This is a genomic window from Anaeromicrobium sediminis, from assembly GCF_002270055.1.
Taxonomy (GTDB): domain Bacteria; phylum Bacillota; class Clostridia; order Peptostreptococcales; family Thermotaleaceae; genus Anaeromicrobium; species Anaeromicrobium sediminis.
In genome coordinates this window covers 16,606-35,783 of sequence record NZ_NIBG01000022.1, presented here as the reverse complement: position 1 = coordinate 35,783, position 19,178 = coordinate 16,606, and the positions used below count along the sequence as shown (strand labels likewise).

17 protein-coding genes are annotated in these 19,178 nt (G+C 32.4%); 4 read left to right on the top strand and 13 right to left on the bottom strand.

Features of this window, described 5'->3' with window-relative positions:
- Positions 1–4: 4 nt before the first annotated feature.
- The 3 genes from asnB to CCE28_RS17795 form a co-directional block, all read right to left on the bottom strand.
- Positions 5–1,849 carry an asparagine synthase (glutamine-hydrolyzing) gene (asnB, locus tag CCE28_RS17805; protein WP_095135078.1) on the bottom strand — a complete coding sequence of 615 codons (1,845 nt, stop codon included), beginning with the start codon at positions 1,847–1,849 and terminating at the stop codon, positions 5–7.
- A gap of 167 nt (positions 1,850–2,016) precedes the next feature.
- The gene (locus tag CCE28_RS17800; protein WP_095135077.1) at positions 2,017–2,232 is read right to left on the bottom strand and encodes a YfgJ family double zinc ribbon protein; all 216 of its coding nucleotides are present in this window, start codon (positions 2,230–2,232) and stop codon (positions 2,017–2,019) included.
- An 86-nt stretch (positions 2,233–2,318) separates the two neighbouring features.
- Entirely contained in the window at positions 2,319–2,666 is a 348-nt protein-coding gene (locus CCE28_RS17795; RefSeq protein ID WP_095135076.1) for a CGGC domain-containing protein, read from the bottom strand.
- Positions 2,667–2,867: 201 nt separating this feature from the next.
- Between CCE28_RS17795 and hpdB the strand changes: the two genes are divergently transcribed.
- The 4 genes from hpdB to hpdA all read left to right on the top strand — a co-directional run bounded on the left by hpdB (position 2,868) and on the right by hpdA (position 8,205).
- A complete protein-coding gene (gene hpdB, locus CCE28_RS17790; RefSeq protein ID WP_095135075.1) occupies positions 2,868–5,588 on the top strand; it encodes a 4-hydroxyphenylacetate decarboxylase large subunit in 2,721 nt (906 codons plus the stop codon).
- Entirely contained in the window at positions 5,588–5,854 is a 267-nt protein-coding gene (gene hpdC / locus CCE28_RS17785; protein WP_095135074.1) for a 4-hydroxyphenylacetate decarboxylase small subunit, read from the top strand. Before hpdB ends, hpdC begins: the two co-directional genes overlap by 1 nt.
- 147 nt (positions 5,855–6,001) lie before the next feature.
- Positions 6,002–7,264: an MFS transporter gene (locus tag CCE28_RS17780; RefSeq protein ID WP_095135073.1), complete on the top strand. Its 1,263-nt coding sequence runs from the start codon at positions 6,002–6,004 to the stop codon at positions 7,262–7,264.
- A gap of 5 nt (positions 7,265–7,269) precedes the next feature.
- Positions 7,270–8,205, top strand: a complete 936-nt coding sequence (hpdA, locus tag CCE28_RS17775) for a 4-hydroxyphenylacetate decarboxylase activase (protein ID WP_095135072.1) — start codon at positions 7,270–7,272, stop codon at positions 8,203–8,205.
- 39 nt (positions 8,206–8,244) lie between these two features.
- Here hpdA and CCE28_RS17770 read toward each other — a convergent pair whose 3' ends face one another.
- From CCE28_RS17770 to nudC, 10 genes are all read right to left on the bottom strand, one after another.
- Positions 8,245–9,426 carry a MalY/PatB family protein gene (locus CCE28_RS17770; protein WP_095135071.1) on the bottom strand — a complete coding sequence of 394 codons (1,182 nt, stop codon included), beginning with the start codon at positions 9,424–9,426 and terminating at the stop codon, positions 8,245–8,247.
- Between the two features lie 159 nt (positions 9,427–9,585).
- On the bottom strand, positions 9,586–9,756 hold the full coding sequence (locus CCE28_RS17765; protein WP_095135070.1) for an aspartyl-phosphate phosphatase Spo0E family protein: 171 nt from the start codon (positions 9,754–9,756) through the stop codon (positions 9,586–9,588).
- 156 nt (positions 9,757–9,912) lie between these two features.
- Positions 9,913–10,974 (bottom strand): YfjL-like protein, encoded by a 1,062-nt coding sequence (locus tag CCE28_RS17760; RefSeq protein WP_095135069.1) that lies wholly within the window; start codon positions 10,972–10,974, stop codon positions 9,913–9,915.
- A 130-nt stretch (positions 10,975–11,104) separates the two neighbouring features.
- On the bottom strand, positions 11,105–11,275 hold the full coding sequence (locus CCE28_RS17755) for a Spo0E family sporulation regulatory protein-aspartic acid phosphatase (protein WP_095135068.1): 171 nt from the start codon (positions 11,273–11,275) through the stop codon (positions 11,105–11,107).
- A gap of 403 nt (positions 11,276–11,678) precedes the next feature.
- On the bottom strand, positions 11,679–12,569 hold the full coding sequence (locus tag CCE28_RS17750; RefSeq protein WP_095135067.1) for an SPL family radical SAM protein: 891 nt from the start codon (positions 12,567–12,569) through the stop codon (positions 11,679–11,681).
- A 119-nt stretch (positions 12,570–12,688) separates the two neighbouring features.
- The gene (locus tag CCE28_RS17745) at positions 12,689–13,252 is read right to left on the bottom strand and encodes a nitroreductase family protein (protein WP_330396883.1); all 564 of its coding nucleotides are present in this window, start codon (positions 13,250–13,252) and stop codon (positions 12,689–12,691) included.
- Between the two features lie 373 nt (positions 13,253–13,625).
- A complete protein-coding gene (locus tag CCE28_RS17740; protein WP_095135066.1) occupies positions 13,626–15,041 on the bottom strand; it encodes a LysM peptidoglycan-binding domain-containing protein in 1,416 nt (471 codons plus the stop codon).
- 160 nt (positions 15,042–15,201) lie between these two features.
- Positions 15,202–15,747 (bottom strand): anaerobic ribonucleoside-triphosphate reductase activating protein, encoded by a 546-nt coding sequence (nrdG, locus tag CCE28_RS17735; protein ID WP_095135065.1) that lies wholly within the window; start codon positions 15,745–15,747, stop codon positions 15,202–15,204.
- A 16-nt stretch (positions 15,748–15,763) separates the two neighbouring features.
- Positions 15,764–18,124, bottom strand: a complete 2,361-nt coding sequence (locus CCE28_RS17730; protein WP_095135064.1) for an anaerobic ribonucleoside triphosphate reductase — start codon at positions 18,122–18,124, stop codon at positions 15,764–15,766.
- A gap of 268 nt (positions 18,125–18,392) precedes the next feature.
- Positions 18,393–19,175 carry an NAD(+) diphosphatase gene (gene nudC / locus CCE28_RS17725; RefSeq protein ID WP_242973016.1) on the bottom strand — a complete coding sequence of 261 codons (783 nt, stop codon included), beginning with the start codon at positions 19,173–19,175 and terminating at the stop codon, positions 18,393–18,395.
- Positions 19,176–19,178 lie beyond the last annotated feature (3 nt).

Below are 19,178 nucleotides of genomic sequence, written 5' to 3'. Positions count from 1 at the left end.
TCCATTATTCTATAATTTTCACTTTATATTCCCTCATCCATGTATCCATCTGAATTAAATATGCAATTAATTGTGGCCCTGTCATGAGTTGACCAAACCATGGTTTATTAAATGATTTCCCTCCTGTTTTAACAATGTCATATACTTTATCCCTATCTATAATTTCTAGTATAGGTGAATTTTTATCCTGTAAAATTTCTCCCATCCATTTTTGTACAGCTTTTGTATATATATAATGGTGTGTTTTAGGATATGGGCTCTTTCTTCTTTCTATAATATCCCTTGGCAAAATTCCCTTTAATGCTCTTCTTAAAATACCTTTCTCTCTTCCATCACAAAACTTCATTTTGTTTGGAATATTAAATGCATATTCAACAAGTCTATAATCTGCAAAGGGTACTCTAACTTCTAAACTATTTGCCATACTCATACGATCTTTTCTATTTAACAAGGTCACCATGAACCATTTCATATTGAGATAAAAAAGTTCTCTCATCCTAGCTTCCTCTTGTGTTTCACCTTCCAGCTTAGGAACTCGCTTTATAGTGTCTTCATATTTTTGAGCCACATACTCTTCTAGGGGCAAATTTTTTAGTCCTTTGGCCAAAATATTTCTCCGTTCCTTTACATACTTTGACCAGGGAAAAGTATTGGCATTTATGTCAGCCTCTCGTCTATACCAGGGGTATCCTCCAAATATTTCATCGGCACATTCTCCCGAAAGGGCTACCGTTGATTTCTTTCTAACTTCTTTGCAAAAAAGATACAGAGATGAATCTATGTCTGCCATACCAGGTAAATCACTGGCATTAACAGCATCTTTCAGTGCTGATACCAACTGTAAATTATCAATTACTATACTGTGGTGATTACTATTAATAAATTGAGCCATTTTCCCTGCCCATACATCATCTGAATTAGGTTGATATTCATTGGCTTTAAAATATTTATCATTGTCTTCATATTCAATTGAAAAAGTATTTAATGTACCCTTTTTATTTCTTTTATAATAATTTGCCACAATAGCTGATATGGCGCTAGAGTCTAATCCTCCTGATAGAAAAGTACATACGGGGACATCAGATACTAATTGTCTTTCAATGGCATCTATTAGCAAACTTCTTGTGTGATCAACTGTAGTATTAATATCTTCCCCATGGGGTTTAGCTTCTAATTTCCAATATTCTTTTAATAAGAAAGTTTCATCCTTATATACTAGATAGTGGGCTGGAGGAATTTCCTTAATATATTTAAAAACTCCACTTCCCAATGATCTTGCAGGCCCAAGTCCAAAAATTTCGAGTAACCCTTCCCTATCTATAACAGGCTCTACCATAGGATGTTCTAATAGGGCTTTTAACTCGGAAGCAAAGATTAATGTATGATTTTTCTGAGTATAAAATAAGGGCTTTACTCCCAGGGGATCTCTAGCTAAAAACAAACTCTTATTTTTTTCATCCCATACTCCAAAGGCAAAAATTCCATTAATATGCTTTAGACAATCTGCCCCCCATTCCATATAAGAAACCAAAAGAACTTCCGTATCCGAATATGCTTCAAATTTATGTCCCTTTGCCTTTAATTTTTCTCTTACTTCTTCTGTATTGTATAATTCACCATTATATACAATTGTATATTTATTATCTCCTAGTTGCCTTGTCATTGGTTGTCTTCCACCTTCTGGATCCACAATTACTAAACGTCTATGACCTAATAATGCGTTGTTAGATACATAAAAACCAGTATCGTCAGGTCCTCTCTTCTTAAGCATCTCTGTCATATTTTCCATTATATTTATTTCACTATTAATATTTCTTTCATAATTTACCCATCCAGCAATTCCGCACATATTTCTTCCTCCTCTTTTATCATTCGATAATCATTTTCATTTGATAATATATTTATATTCAAATTTTCCCTAGTATGTTACACATAGGTGATATATTAATGTAATTTAGGAGCAACGCTAAAAATAAAAAAGTCCTAGTTAAATTTAACTAGGACTTTTTTATAATTCTATATTTTTATAAACGCTTTATCCATTTTCTCTCTAGATTTTAATTCCTTACAAGTTGGACAAAAATAATTAATAGCTGCACAGGATGATAATTCATCAGGCTTTGATCCACATTTCTCACACTTAAATTTTATTTCATAGTCTATGTGACATTTTTCACAACTAAATCTTGAGCCTCGCCCCTTCATATTTCCCCCACATTCTATACACTTCATGATCAATCCCCCTTCTGTATAACTTTTAATATATAAACTAAAAAGGAATTATTAGTTAATATTAACCAACAAATCCTTTTAGAACCCTATTTTTCTCTTATTATACTTACAGTATCTCTACTTTTTCCATTCTCTGAACCATGGGTATAACCTATAACATCAAAATCTTTAGCAAGTTCATGAACTAACCCTTCATAATTTTCATATTTTCCCCTCATACAAGTTGAAACATGAATTACATCTACACCTAATTCCTTTAACTTATTTATCTTATACTCCAAATCTCCACCACTGTGCATGAATGCCACAAGTTCCACATCTTCCATTCCTTCATATCTTTTAAAGGAATCTTCTTTTTTGAAAAAAGCCCTCATACAACCTTTACCAGTACATCTATCTGCCGTTTCTTTTCTAATAATTATTGCTATTTTCATTTGAACTATCCCAGCCTTTTTAATATTTTTATATAAATTATACATGAGGAAATTTATCAATACAATGATAATAATCACAAAGTTGTCTATTTAATAACTAATATCTAAATAAAATCACATTTATGGCATAAGCCAATTTTATTCGAATATAATAATTTTGGGTGAGCAGATTTTTTTTAATAGGTAAAGGGGGTTTAAAAAATGGGTAATACAAAAAAATTAGCTGATATTTTAGCAGCGAAGGGTCTACCCATCAACTTTCAATCGGGAGGAAAGGCTCCTAATGAAATGATAAACAGGGAGATAGTTAAAAAGCCAACACCAAGGGCAGAAAAACTCAGAAATATTTATTATGATACTTTATCTTCTGCTAATATAGAATTTCCTTATTGGTATACAAGAAAGTGGAACGAACTTGAGGGTGAAGTGACTGTAGTAAGAAGAGCTGAAAGTTTAAAGTGTGCTTTCTCACATTTGACTCCAATAATCTTTCCTGGTGAAAAATTAGTAATGCAAAAGGCTAGTTTCTATAGGGGTTCTTTTCCTATGCCTTGGCTATCTGAAGGTTTTTTCGTTGCCAAAGAAGATGAACTTTACCAGGATGCTTTAGAAAGAGGTAGTACAAGTGCTGACGAACTTTCTAAATTTGGTACAGGAGGCGGAAATGTTACGGAGAGCTTTGGAAATATAGTATCAATAGCAGGAAAATTTGGAATGAGAAAGGAAGAAGTTCCCGTACTAGTTAAGCTTGCTAAAATGTGGGTTGGTAAATCTGTAGATGATGTGGGCCACAAATATGAACAGATGGTTCCAGAATATAAAATGAAAGAAAATATCATGCGTACACTCATTTGTATGTTTGATTCAGGATATACACTTCCTCAAGGTCGTGAAGTTATAAACTACTATTATCCCCTTGAATATGGATTTGACAAGCTTATAGAAATAGCTAAAGATTGTCGAGGAGAAGTGGCCGGTCGAGCTGGTGGAGATGGATTAGTAGGTATGGACAGACTATATTTCTACGAAGCCGTTAGACTAGTTTTAGAAGGAATTCAAACCTGGATATTAAACTATGCTAAAGAAGCTAAGAGACTTTCTAATATAACTGAAGATCCTACTCAAAAGAATGAATATGAAGAAATTTTCAATTGTTTAGATTGGATAGCCCATAATAAACCTCGTACCTTCAGAGAGGCCCTTCAATTAACTTATATAGTACATATTGCCTGTTTAAATGAAGATGCCATATCTGGATTGTCTCCAGGAAGATTAGGCCAAGTACTATATCCATGGTTTGAACAGGATATGGAAGCTGATAGGATTACTGAAGATGAAGTATTAGAATTATTAGAACTTCATAGGGTTAAAATGACTTGTATAGATTGTTTTGCTTCCATGGGAGTAGTTGGAGGCGTTTTATCTGGTAATACCTTTAACAATCTAAGTCTTGGTGGTCTTACAAAGGATGGAGTATCTGCTGCAAATGATCTTGAAATGTTAATAGTAGAAGCAGGAATTACCTGTGCCACTCCACAACCTACCCTATCCGTATTATATGATGAAAAATTGCCAGAAGAATTCTTATTAAAATGTATTGAATGTGATAAGACAGGTACTGGTTATCCTGCATGGATGAATAATCAGGGTGGAATTCAATTTATAATGGACCAATATGGACCTGAAGGTATGACCATAAGTAAAGCTCGTTCCTTTGCCATAGGTGGATGTTTAGAAACCTCCCCATGTTGCTGGAAGGAACTCCATTTAAATAATAAAAACTATCACATTCCTGGTGGTGCTGGTCAACCTACTAGCGTAGGAGTGCATTTTATAGCTAATCCTAAGGTATTAGAATTAGTCCTTTCTAATGGTAAAGACCATAGAACAGGAATTCAAGTGTATCCACCTCACAACAAAAAACTTCATACTTATGAAGAATTATGGAAAGTATTTAAAAATTACTATGAAATGACTTGTGATTGTTTAACTACGACTAATAACGTCCAACACGATATTTGGAGAAGACACAACATGTCCATATTTAGTTCCATGTTAAAGCCTGATTGTTTGGATACGGGTCACCATATTGGTCATTTAGGATATAGATATAATGGCACCTATAATATTGAAAGTTGTGGTACTACTAATATGGTCAACTCTTTAGTTGCCCTTAAAAAATTAGTATATGAAGATAAAAAATACACAATTGAGGAAATGACTAATTCAATCCTTAATAATTTCGGTTTTGAAAATGCAGAGAAGATTGGTAGTTACTCCCTAGCAGATCAGGTTAAGCTTCCTGGAGGTCATGACTATGATGATATTTACGGTGATTGTCTACTAGCTCCTAAATATGGCAATGATAATATTTATGCGGACTCCATATTAAAGGAATATGAAGATTGGTTCTGTAAAATGTGCCATAATTATGAGTCCCTTTATGCAAAACCATTATATGCTTGTCAAATATCCGTATCAACCCATGGTGCTCAAGGTAGAGCAACTTTGGCAAGTGCTGATGGTCGCCTAGGTGGTACCACTTATGCTGATGGTTCCATGTCTGCATATCCTGGTACAGATAAAAATGGACCTTATGCATTATTTAATTCTGCAACCGTATGGGATCATACTAAATCTCAAAACTCTCAGATGAACTTAAAGGTTCATCCAAGTGCAATACAGGGCATAGCTGGTTCTAGAAAGTTATTAGACCTTACTCGCGCTTATATGAGAAAGGGAGGATTCCATATTCAATATAATATTGTAGATTCTAAGATGCTTAGGGATGCTCAGAAAAAACCTGAAAATTATAGGGATTTAATGGTTCGTGTTGCAGGGTTCACGCAATATTGGTGTGAAATTGGTAAACCTATTCAAGACGAAGTTATTGCAAGAACTGAATACGAAGGAGTGATATAATGGAAACTAAAAAGTTTAATCACAGTGATTGTTTAAATTTCGCTACTATTGATGTGGCTAAAGGATTTTGCAGAGTTACTAATGAAGTAATACTCACTGATACGGATATATGCCCTAAGTTTTCTCAATCATCTAAGTGTAAAAATTGTGCTCACTTCTCTAATCCTAATGAAGATAATATTGGCACATGCAGTGGCCTTGAAGATAGAAGCTGGACCTATGGAGATTTAAATGCTATTACTTGTAATGGGTATGAAAAGATATAGTTATATACAGTTTACAAGCTAAAGGTATGTGAACTTACTTCAGTCATATAAATTAAGATTGGAAGTAATTTATTTCAAAGTTAAATAACAGGGTTAGACATTAAATTTTATTAATTAATATCTAACCCTACTAAAGGAGGTTTTTTTATGGACGAAAAACAAAGTAGACATTTGGGTCATATGGTAGTTTTAGCCTCTTGGCTTGCAGTGTTTTGTCTCTTTGGATATAGGGCAACCTTCTCAGTTTTGTTGGGACCAATGTCTAAAGACTTGGGATGGAGTATATCTCAGTTATCCTTAGGGTACTCCTTAATGATGACAGTATATGCCATAACAGCATTTTTCAGTGGTATGATCATAGATAAATGGGGAACGAAACCAGCTTATGCCATTGGCTCTGTTTGTGCTGCCCTGGGCTTTTATATTACTAGTAATGCCCATACTTATATGGCCTATTTAATTCCCTATGTAATCTTTGCTGGAATTGGAACTGGTATGCTGTGGGTTTCATCTACCATATCTGTCCGAAAATGGTATACGGGAAAATCCTATGGTACCATGTGGGGAATAGCTTTTATGGGAGCCCCTGTAGCTCAAGTAATTTTGAGTTTAGGAGTTAAAAAGGTTCTTTTAACTATGGATTGGCGCCTTGCCATGAAAGGTTTGGCTATAGTTGTATTTGTAGCCTTAGTAATAGCATCATTAGTTGCTAAGAAAAATCCAGAGGATTATGGAATTGCACCCTTTGGTATGGATAAATCAGGGGGTAAAAAAGACTCTACTGAATATGTATGGAGTCTTAAAGAGGCTTATTCACAAGGTGCTATTTGGGGTGCCATAATAGCATTTTTAACTAGTATGGTAGCCGAGTTTTTGATTTGGACTCAGGTTGTCATGTATTGGACAAGAGATGTTAAACTATCCCTTTCAACTGCCACTAATCTATATGTAATGATTGGGGTTGCTGGTATATTTACCATGCCCCTTATGGGGAAAATAGCTGATAAGGTAGTAATTAATTCTCCTGTAGAATCTTTAGGAAGAAAGAAGATGCTCATATTTGCTCCTCTAGTGGGAGTAGTAGCATGCATATTACTCTTAATGACTAAATCCACCATTGTATTTGGTTTAATTGCTTGTATTTTATTTGCAATTTATTGGGCCATAGAACCAGGTGGAGTGGCCGGATATGCTGGTGCCATATATGGAAGAAAAACCCTAGGAAAAATTTGGGGTGCAGCAACCTTAGTTGTTATGGGTATTGGCCCTGCTGTAGGAAGTTATATGGGTGGTTATTTATACGATTCATCTGGAAACTATAAATATTCCATAATATTTGCAACTTGTTCCTTTGCTGTCTCCTCCATAGTAGCATTCTTCTTGCCCCTTTCAGCTAAACCTAAGGAGTGATTAAATTGAGTGCAAAGGGATTATTGTTTGATATACAAAGTTATTCAGTTCATGATGGTCCTGGATGTAGAACCTTATTTTTTTTATCAGGATGTCCCCTCCATTGTGAATGGTGTGCAAATCCAGAGAGCTGGAGATTATGTGAAAAAGTAATGTTTGCATCTAGTAAATGTAAGGTTTCTAAAGGATGTAGTAGATGTATAGATAAATGCCCCCATGATTCCATTACTATTAAAGAAAATAAATTAGTATTAAATTGGGACCTTTGCAGAAAATGTACTACCTTTTCATGTACAAAAGCGTGTTTTTATGAGGCTTTAAAATTGTGTGGAAAGTATTATGAAGTAGATGAACTATTAAAAATAATGGATAGGGATAGACAATATTGGGGAGAAAATGGAGGAGTCACCTTTAGTGGAGGAGAGCCATTTGTGCAACATGACTTCTTACTAAAAATACTAAAAAAATGCAGAGATAGATATATTCATACGGCCATAGAAACTACTGGTTATGTGGACAATTCCATATTTTTAAATGTGATGAATTATGTTGATTTTGCCTTTATAGATGTAAAACACATGGATAAAAATAAACACAAAGAAAAAACTGGAGTTTATAATGATAGGATCCTTGAAAACATAAGAAGTTTAAAAGAATCTAAATGGCCTGGAAGATTAGTTCTTAGAATGCCTGTCATAAAAGATTTTAACGATACACAAGATAATATAAATCATATGGTTAGTTTCATGAAAGAATTAGATTTATTTGAAATAAATATCCTTCCCTTTCATAGAATGGGAGACTCTAAGTGGACTCAGCTTGGATATGAATACAAGTATAAAAATGAAGAACCCACTTCCCATGATAAATTGGAAAAAATACAGACTATCTTCTTAGATAATGATATTGCCTGTTATATAGGCCACGAAACTCCATTTTAAATGTTAAGGGTATCTTAAAAAACTAAGATACCCTTTTACCTATTTTCTAATGTATTTCTTTACTGCCTCTTCAATATTTTTAAGACCCTGCTCCAACATGGTTCTAGGACAAGCTACATTTATTCTCATATATCCCTTCCCCTCTTCACCAAACCAATTTCCAGCATCTAATCCAACCTTAGCTTTATTTATCATAAAGTCAACTAAATCTTCATCAGATAAACCTAATCCTTCACAGTTTAGCCATGCTAAATAGGTTCCTTCCGGTCTATTAGTCACAATTTCTGGTATGTTTTTCTCACAGTATTCTTTTAAGAAATCCATATTAGATTTTAAGTATACTAATAGATCATTTAACCATTCTTCCCCATATCTATAAGCTGCTTCTACAGCTACTAAACTAAAGCAATTATTTCTCTTAATATCTAATATACCAAGGGTCCTTTCAAAGATATTATACATACTCTCATCTGGGAATATGGCAAAGGATGCTTGAAGGCCTGCAATATTGAAAGTCTTTGTAGCTGATAAACATGTAATAGTATTATTGTTTAATTCTTCTGATATGGATGCAAAGGGAGTATATACTTTATCTCCATATACTAGGTCTCCATGGATCTCATCGGATATGACCATCACATTATGCTTTAGGCAAATTTCTCCTAACCTAGTTAACTCTTCCTTTGTCCAGACTCTTCCAACTGGATTATGAGGATTACATAGAATTAGAAATTTAATATTTTCATCCATTTTATTTTCTAAATCTTCATAGTCCATAACATAATTATCATCTATTTTCTTTAGGGGATTTAAAACTAATTCTCTTTCATTATCTACTACCACGTCAAAAAATGGATAATAGACAGGAGATTGAACAATTATTTTATCTCCTGGTTTAGTAAATTTATCCACTATAATGCTTAGGGATGTACATACTCCTATACTGTGGATTAATTTTGATTTATCAATATTCCAATCATATCTTCTCTTATACCACTGGGTCATGGCCTCGTAATAGGAATCAGGTCTTGAAGTATAACCAAATATACCTTGCTCTGCCCTTTTTATTATGGCATCTTTTATGGGTTTAGCCGACTCAAAATCCATATCTGCAACCCACATGGACACTAGATCATCCCTTCCAAATTTCAACTCTAACTCATCATATTTTGCTGCATAATTATTCTTTCTACATATTACTTTGTTAAAATCTCTATTCATAATTAACCTCCTTTTAAAATTTCTTATTATATTACGAAAAGTTATACTTCTTTATTTATCCCTTTACACCCACTATTCCTCCACATATATAGATAAAACTTTAATAATCTAAAAAGCTCTTAACTAGTTTTCAATCTAGTAAGAGCTCGTTGCATCAATTTATTCACACTTTTTATTTTCTCTATAATATTCAACTATTAATTTATCTAGATGTTCACTTATTTTTAAAATTTCTTCATCAACTAAATTAACGTTGTCGTCCTCTAAAACAGTATTAAGGTTCTCTTTATATTTTTCTATCTGACCTTTTACTATTTTTTCTTTGCTCAATAATTAGTCTCCTTTCCAACTTTAACTTAGTATACTTTATACATTCTAATATTAAAAACATAAAAAAAATGTAGTATTTTGTAATATGAAATGCAAAAAATCCTTTTTAGTTCCTAAGTCCTACATATTATAAACAGGATTATATTCCAATAAAGATTACTTTTTTTCATACTTATAGTTTTTTATTATACCTTCCTCGTCTGTATTTTTGTCAAACCAAACTTCATAGGAACTATCCTCTCCATTAGAGCATTTTACGGTCACCCTTAAAAAATTTATTTCATGTACACCTATTGTATTTCGTATCTTAATTGCTAAATCTGTTAATTCTTCTTTAGATAGTATTAAGTCTTTCATTTCATTATCTTTAATTCTTATGATATAGGTTATTTTATTATTTAATTTTTCTCTTTTCTCTTTAGTCTTGTTGAATTTTTCCATATCATAGGTTAGATTATAATAATGATCATTTAATTCATCCCTAGTTATATAGTCCTCTGTTTCTATACCAGCTGATACCCTTAAATTCTTATCCATAAGACCATTTAAAATCCCTTGTAATTCTATTTCCCTTTCATATGTATATAATTGTTCCATTTCAAACTTAAATTGATCATATATTTCTTTACGCTTACTATAGTCTATATGAACTTCTTGTGATGATCCTCTAACAAAATATTCATACACATTATAGTAATTATCCATGTACCAATTATATGACGTTTTTTTATACTTTAAAGTTCCATCCTCATAATTTTTTTTCACATAAGAATTTATTTTTTCCTTAGCCTCCATGTAACCCCAAGGTGTACCAGTGGCTTCTACATTAATAGATATGCCTGCCCGCAGAAGTATAATGCTCAAGATTAAATATAATATTTTTTTCTTTTTTATAGGTTCATTGTATACTTTTTTCAAACTCATTGCACCAAATACTCCACATAGGGAAGAAATACTAAAAATTAGAGGAAATAAAATACCAAATCCAAGAACATTAAAAAATCCACTAATAGCTCCTATAATTAAGGATATGGCCACAATATGAGCTGTTTGGTCATAGAACATTCTACAGACAAAAGGAATAATAACCATCAATGATAAGGACCCCATCACTGATCCCCTATATGTAATTACACAAGCAAATACAATTAATATTATGGTAATTATAGTCTTATTCATCTTTTTATATTTTAATAACTGGTTCTCTATTTTCTTCATAAAATATCCCTACCCTTATCTAAAGCCTTAACCATCTTTATCATATCACATCCATATATTTACAATCCAATATTTTTTCATATTAATTTAAAAAGCTCCTGACTAGATTCTAATCTAGCAAGAGCTTACTTCATTCACATTGTTTATTTTCTCTATAATATTCAATTATTAGTTTATCTAAATATTTACTTTGTTTTAAAATTTCTTCATCTAGCATGTCCACATTATCGTCCCTAAAAATAGCATTGAACGTTTCCTTATATCTTTCGATTTGTCCCTTTACTATTTTTTTCTTATTCATGTATTAATCCCCCTTTTTTACTATAAGCTTTGATAGTATTACTAGAGAAAAATATCATGTCTTTGAATAAAGTTACTATTAAATATCTTCTTAAGTTTAAATTCATATTCCTGTTAAGATCTTAATAATTACTTAGTTCTGTGACTATGTATTTAAAATAACTTTATATCCCCTTTTTTGTAAATATATTTTACTATATACCCATACTTATAATGTTTAATCTACAAAATGTTAGATTTTCACTATACTTATAAATTTATGTCATTCCTTTGATTCTCTTTTATTATACCACACTTAGAACATTTGTTCTAGTTTTTTGCTAACATACAAAAAGACCATGAAGATTTTATAGGTTTCTTCATAGTCTTATTTATATTTATTTAATTGTAATTGTGCCTAAATCTTAATCGAAAATACTAATTTGTCTACCTACAGGTTTCTCCGGTTTATATGAATTTATTATGTCTTTCATCTTGTATAAGAGCTTTAATTCTTTGCATGTATCTTTAAATGATTCTCTTAATATTTTATAGTTAAAACTATTACAATTATACTTTTCACCATAATGTCTAATATACTTTTCCTTTATGCCAGGAAAGAATTCATCTAATTTATTATAAAAATATATTCTTTGATTTTGGCGAAGTGTTACTCCAAAACTACCATATACAAATTTTGCTCCATTGTCATAGGCTGCCTTTGTAATTCCTAATATATTTTCCCTTGTATCATTTATAAATGGCAGTATGGGTACTAATACTACTCCTGTAAAAATTCCACGTTCAGCAAATTTTTTAATTACTTGTAGCCGTTTAGATGTTACACTAACATTTGGCTCTATCCTCTCACAAAGCTCATCATGAAAGGTAGTTATGGTCATCATAATACATACGGGAGAAGTTTTATTTATTTTCTCTATAATATCCATATCCCTCTCAATCAGTTCACTCTTAGTTAATATACTTACTCCAAAACCATATTCATTAATAAGCCTTAAGGATTCCCTAGTTAGACATAACTCTTCCTCAAAGGGATTATAAGGATCACTCATGGCCCCCGTACCTATCACTCCCTTTTTTCTCTTTCTACCTAAATCTTTACTTAAAATATCTATGGCATTTTCCTTTGCTCTTACTTTATCAAAATTATCTATTCTATAACATTCACTTCTGGAATCACAATAGATACAGCCATGATTGCACCCCTTATAAATATTCATATTGTAGTCATGTCCAAACCAATAGTGTGGATTCTTATTTTTAGTTATCATTGTTTTGGTCTGTATATAATCCATTGTAAATCCTCCATATGATTATTTTAGTACTCATATAACTATAATATCAAAATAATCATGACAACAGCATGTCATATTCATAATTTTCTATATCAAAAAAGCCCATGAAATCATGGACTTTACTTAATATATTGAACTACATTTCCCTTTCTTGCTGGTGCATTAAATACTCTAACTTTTTTATACCCAAGTGCTACTCCATAATAAGGCGTATATCCCCTTGGTATATTTAATTTTTCCTTGTATTCATCGCCCTTTTCACTATTAAATAAAAAGCTTACAAATCCATTCCAACATCCTCCTATATCTAGAGATTCAGCTGCCAATAGCATATTTTCTGTTGCAGCTGCACAATCTACTTGTGGCATAATAGCGTTATCTCTACCAGAGACTATTATAACTGTTGGTGCTCCATAAAAAATATTAAATCTCTCATTGTTAGCCATTTTCCTAATCAATTCATCTGGAAAGTCTTTACACTTCTCCTTTGACTCCACGTTTAATTCTTCCATTAATTCTTTGTTTTGAATTACAGTGAAATTCCAAGGCTGGTCATTATGGGCACTTGGTGCGTAAATACCAGCTTCTAATATGGCTTCTAATTCCTCTTCTTTTATTTGCTCTGGTTTAAACTTCCTTGTACTCCTTCTATTTTTTATTACTTGTAAAGTTTCATTTATCATTTAAAGTCCTCTCCCTTGATTATAAAATAACTATGTTTTTTTATTTTTACATTCATCCATATGTATTAATACATTATCATTTATCTTTTCTCTTGCCAAGGTTGTAAATATTTTACTATGAGTTATTATCACATATAAAAAGTCATACTTCGTATGATTCGTTATGGAACCCTATGGTTCCCTTCGACGATTGCTCTCGCAATCTGAACACCTTTCTTTAAATAGGCAGAGGAATCCTTCCCCCACACCCCCTTATTTTTTTACTTATCTACAGTTTTGAAAATTTATAATTTTCTATAACGTAAAAAAAGTTCCCAGTAAAGAATCTTCACTAAGAACTTTTATATATTAGGTATTGCCCATATAAAATCACTTATAATTGTTTTCTAATATTAAAATTATCCTCAAGTAAAACCCAGTTTTGTGGAAATGGATAACCTAAAACCCAATAGCTAATACCACTTAAACCATAATCCTTTACCGTATCAAATTTTGCTTGGGCACTACGGGCATCTTCAAACCAAACTTCGTGCATTCTTCCTTGTTCATCCCTATAACGATAATATGGTGATTGAGCTACTGGATCGTATTTAATTGTTGCACCATATTTTGCTGCCTGTAATATTGCTTCCTGTGGACTAAACGTCCTTGCCTCTTGACCTTTTTTGTGAGGAAGTAACCAATCTCGTGCATATATTTGAAAACCAAAGTATATCTTTTCTTTAGGAATAACAGTAACTGCATAATCAAGTACTCTCTTAATCTGATTTAGTGGTGAAATAGCTTGAGGTGGTCCAACTCTAGCTCCCCATTCATATGTCATTAACACGACAAAATCAGCAATTCTGCCATGGGCCTCATAATCATGTGCTTCATACAATAACCCAGGTTGTTCTGCGCTAACCTTTGGTGCTAGGGCACTTGAAACGAAGAATCCTTCTGGATGTAGGCGATCTACAGTACGCTGCATGAACTTATTATAAGGCTCCCGATCTTTAGGAAGTACATTTTCAAAGTCAACGTTTAATCCTTGATAACCTTTTTCTTTCATAATATTTATAATATTCGTCAATAACTTTTCTTGAATTTCATTACTGTTTAAAATAATATTTGCAACATTTTCCCCTTTCTCCGTTGAAGTAAAGTTCGTAATTGACATCATAGGAACTACATTTTCCTCATAGGCAGTCTTAATAGCTGGAACATCTTTTATTGGCTGCAGACTTCCATCTTCTTTAATCAGATATGCAAAGGGGCTTAGGTAAGTTAGATATTTTCCATCCTCCCTTACAATTGGTATTGCCTCTTTATCCAAATTATAAATATATGCATTAACATCCATAGGTGGTTTTTGTTTTCTAGGAATGATTAAAACCATACCTGGATATATGGAACGTGGATCTTCTATATGGTTTACCTTTAAGAGAGCTTCCAATGGAACTCCATAACGCTTAGCAATTTCCCATGCCCTTTCTCCTGTTTTAACATAGTGTCGAGGTGCTGGAATATATAACCTCTTACCTGGATAAATGGATTTAGGATCAGTAATTTTATTTACCTTAATAATGGTTTGTACTGTTGTTCCATAATCTTTAGCAATTTTCCATAAGTTTTCTCCTGGCCTTACTATATGAACAACGTCTTCTTTTGGAATAACTAATGATTGACCATTAACTAATTGGTTTGGATTTGGTAACTTATTTACTTCTATTATTTTTTTAATTGGTACACCATAAGCTGTTGAAATTTGCCAAAGTGATTCACCTGGCTTTACCGTATGAATAAGCATAAAGTCATATCCCTCCTTTTTTCCCTATACTATTAATTTATGATGAATATTTTGAGACGTGACATATACATATTTATAGGTACATTTGCAATTTCCGAGGAAATAAAAAATGCAATAAAAAAGTTCCTAGGAAAAATTTTTCCCTAGGAACTTTCATATCTTATATTGTCATAGCTATTTCTTCTATGTCATAATACTCTTCTTTGATCATTACCACTTTAGCAGCTACTGATTTTTTTACATCTATAATCCTTTGATTCTCAGAACCTCTAAATCTTAAAAGCATATTTTTTTCTTCCATGATAAAGGGACCATCCACTAATACATCCACATACCCAAGTAACTCTTTCCATCCCTCTTTATATGTTGATGCTTTATAATTTATTAATTCTTCAAAAGTATACCCTGTATATGCCCATACATCTAAACCTAAACTTTTAGCTTCTTTAGCTATTTCTATACAAGGCATAGGCTGTTCAAAGGGATCTCCTCCCGATAGGGTAATTCCTTTATGAAGTCTTAAGGATCTTAATTCTTCTTTTATTTGTTCCGTATCCACTACAAATCCCCCTTTAAAATCATGGGTTGATTGGTTGTGGCATCCTATACATTTATGTTTGCATCCTTGAGTCCAAATAACGGCCCTAAAACCAGGTCCATCTACTATACTATCCTTTGTAATTTCATGAGATAACCGAATATCCATATTCAAACATCCTTCTTTACATATTGTGTTTAGTTCTATCCCTTACTTCTGCTTGCTTTGCATTATTAAATCTTTCAACAGTTCCAACTAAGTATCCTGTTATTCTTCTTATTCTGTCAAATTTAATTCCGTCTTCCTCTGTTCTTCCACATTTAGGGCAAACCTCATCTATTACTCCATTGTATCCACATACAGGGTCCCTATCTACAGGATGATTTACAGATCCATAGCCTATTCCAGCTTCATGCATGGCTCTTACAATAGTTTCAAAGGCCTCTATGTTGTCTGATGGTTTTCCATCTAACTCAATATAGGTAATATGACCTGCATTGGTAAATTCATGATAAGGAGCTTCCTTTTGGATTTTATCGTAAGCACTTATTTTATGATATACAGGAACATGGAATGAATTAGTATAATATTCCTTATCTGTTATTCCCTTTATTTCACCGTATTTTTCCCTATCTGATTTTGTAAACCTTCCAGAAAGACCTTCTGCTGGTGTTCCTATTAAAGAGAAATTAAGTTTCTGCTCTTCTGATGCCTTATCTAATTTATCTCTCATATATTTTATAATCTTTATTCCTAACGCTTGGGCTTCTTCACTTTCTCCGTGATGTTTTCCTATTAATGCTTTTAAACACTCTGCTAAACCTATGAAGCCTACAGTTAATGTTCCATGTTTTATTATTTCACTTAAGTCATCTTCTGGATTTAAGTTATCAGAATCTAACCAAACGCCTTGACCCATAAGGAATGGGAAGTTTTTAACCTTCTTATTCTTTTGTACTTCCATTCTTTCTAATAATTGATTCATTACTAAGTCTATCTTTTCGCCTAACCCCTTAAAGAATCCATCTATATCAGCCTCTTTATTTAATACATGACCATATTCTATAGCTAACCTCGGAAGGTTAATAGATGTGAATGATAAGTTACCCCTTCCAGTTACTATATTTCTTGATGGATCATAGGAATTACCCACAACTCTTGTTCTACAACCCATATAAGTTGCCTCTGTCTCTGGACAATTTGGCACATAGTACTTTTTATTAAATGGAGCATCTATAAAACTAAAGTTAGGGAATAATCTTTTAGCAGATACTCTACATGCTAATTTAAATAAATCGTAGTTAGGGTCTTCTTGATTATAATTTACTCCCTCTTTTACTTTAAATATGGATATAGGGAATATGGCTGTTTCTCCGTTTCCAAGACCAGCTTCCGTTGATAGAAGTAAGTTTTTAGAAACCATTCTTCCCTCTTCTGAAATATCTGTTCCGAAATTAATACTACTAAATGGAACTTGTGCACCGGCCCTTGAGTGCATAGTATTTAAGTTATGAATAAAGGCCTCCATGGCTTGATAAGTTTTTCTATCCGTCTCCTTATAAGCATGTTTTTTTGCAAAATCATGTATTCTAGTAGCTTCATCTTTATTAATATTAAGCTTATCCATTAAGATGCCTATTATGGCTTCATATATTTCTGTTCCCTTTAATTCTATATCTTTACCTGAATCTTTCTCAGCTTTCTCTACAACCTCTATAACTAGTTTATCTGCATCCTCATCTTCCATATTAAAGTTTAATGAAAGAGCCTTTGATAAATTAGAACAATAAAGCTTTTTATAAGTTTTTTTCACACCTGGAGCTAATCCATAATCTAAGAATGGAATACTTTGTCCTCCATGTTGATCGTTTTGATTAGACTGTATAGTAATGGCCGCAAGTGCTGCATAACTTCCTATGTCCTGTGGCTCTCTTAAAAAACCATGGCCTGTAGAAAAACCACCCTTAAATAATTTTCGAATATCTATTTGTGAACAAGTTAAAGTTCCCATGTTGAAGAAATCTAAGTCATGAATATGAATGTCTCCATTGTCATGGGATAAGGAATGTTCTTTGTTTAACATGTGAGTTTTACAGAATTCCTTTGATACGGTACTTCCATATTGAAGCATAGTCCCCATGGCCGTATTCCCATCTATGTTAGCATTTTCCCTTTTTGTATCACTTTCTTTTGCATCTTTTAATGTAAGATTATGTATAGTCTTCATTAATCGAGTCTTAGATTCTCTGCATCTACTTCTTTCAGCTCTATATAAAATGTACGCTTCACTTGTCTTTGCATGTCCTGTTTCTATTAGAGTCTTTATAACCACGTCTTGTATTTCTTCAACTGTTGGTATGTGTCCTGTGTATTTTTCATCTAGCAGTTCTATAACATTATTAGTTAAGCTTTCAGCCATTTGGTAATTTGGATTTTTCCCCTCTTCATTAGCTACTTCTTTGGCAGACTTATATATGGCTAGAGTAATTTTCTCAGGCTCAAACCCAATAATTCTACCATCTCTTTTTTTAATTTTCTCAACCATTTCCAAACCCCTTTTCTCTATATGTTGTGTCTATAATTCTTCTCTCATACTATATATAGATTATTATACAATAAAAAATGCCCTTTTTTGTTATAAGGGCCTAATTAATTTTTAATATTATCTATTTTAGGCATATGTGCCTATAAAATTTCGTATTTGTCGTACTTTGTCTATATTAATAGGAATTAGGTCGTGTGTCAAGTTCCATATGGTCCATTAAATAGTATTTTTATCTACGATTTCTCTTCTATTCTTTTGTTTATAAAATCTATTTATAATTTTCAATAAACCAGTCAATAAGTTCCCTAGCTACACTTCCTTTAGATGGTACATTAGGCATATTATCTACACTATACCAATTTGCCTTGTCTATTTCATTCCCATCTACTTTTATTTCTCCCTTTTCATATTCACATGTGAATGCAACCATTAAGGAATATGGGAAAGGCCATGGTTGATTTCCAAAGTATTTTATATTCTTAACATCTATTCCTACCTCTTCTTTTACTTCTCTCCTAACACAGTCCTCAAAGGTTTCTCCTGGATCCACAAATCCTGCAATAACACTGTGCATATCATTTTGAAATCTAGTATTATGTGCAAGCAATAGTTTATCTTCCTTTATAACAGCTGTTATTATAGCAGGAGAAATAGTAGGATAATTTACAAGTCCGCATTTAGGACATATTTTTGCTCTCTCGTCTTTCTTTTCCTCAACTAAAGTTCCACATTTGCTACAATACTTATAATCATTATGCCAATTAATTAAGTGTAGAGCTTTGCTTCCTAAATTATATATTTCCTTTCCCATTAAATCTATGAGTGAAATAAGCCTATAAAACTGAAAATCTTTAGGTAGATTAATTAAATCTTCTACTTTTCCAAATAGAAATTCCTCATTTTCCTTTTCTATTAATAAATTCATATTGTTCAAGCTTATATTTAAATTCTTCATGTGCTCATCACTAGGTAATAATATTTCTTTATTTGATGTATTTACTAATATTTCATTATTCTCATTAAAAATAAAATATATTCTTCTTTTATCCATGTC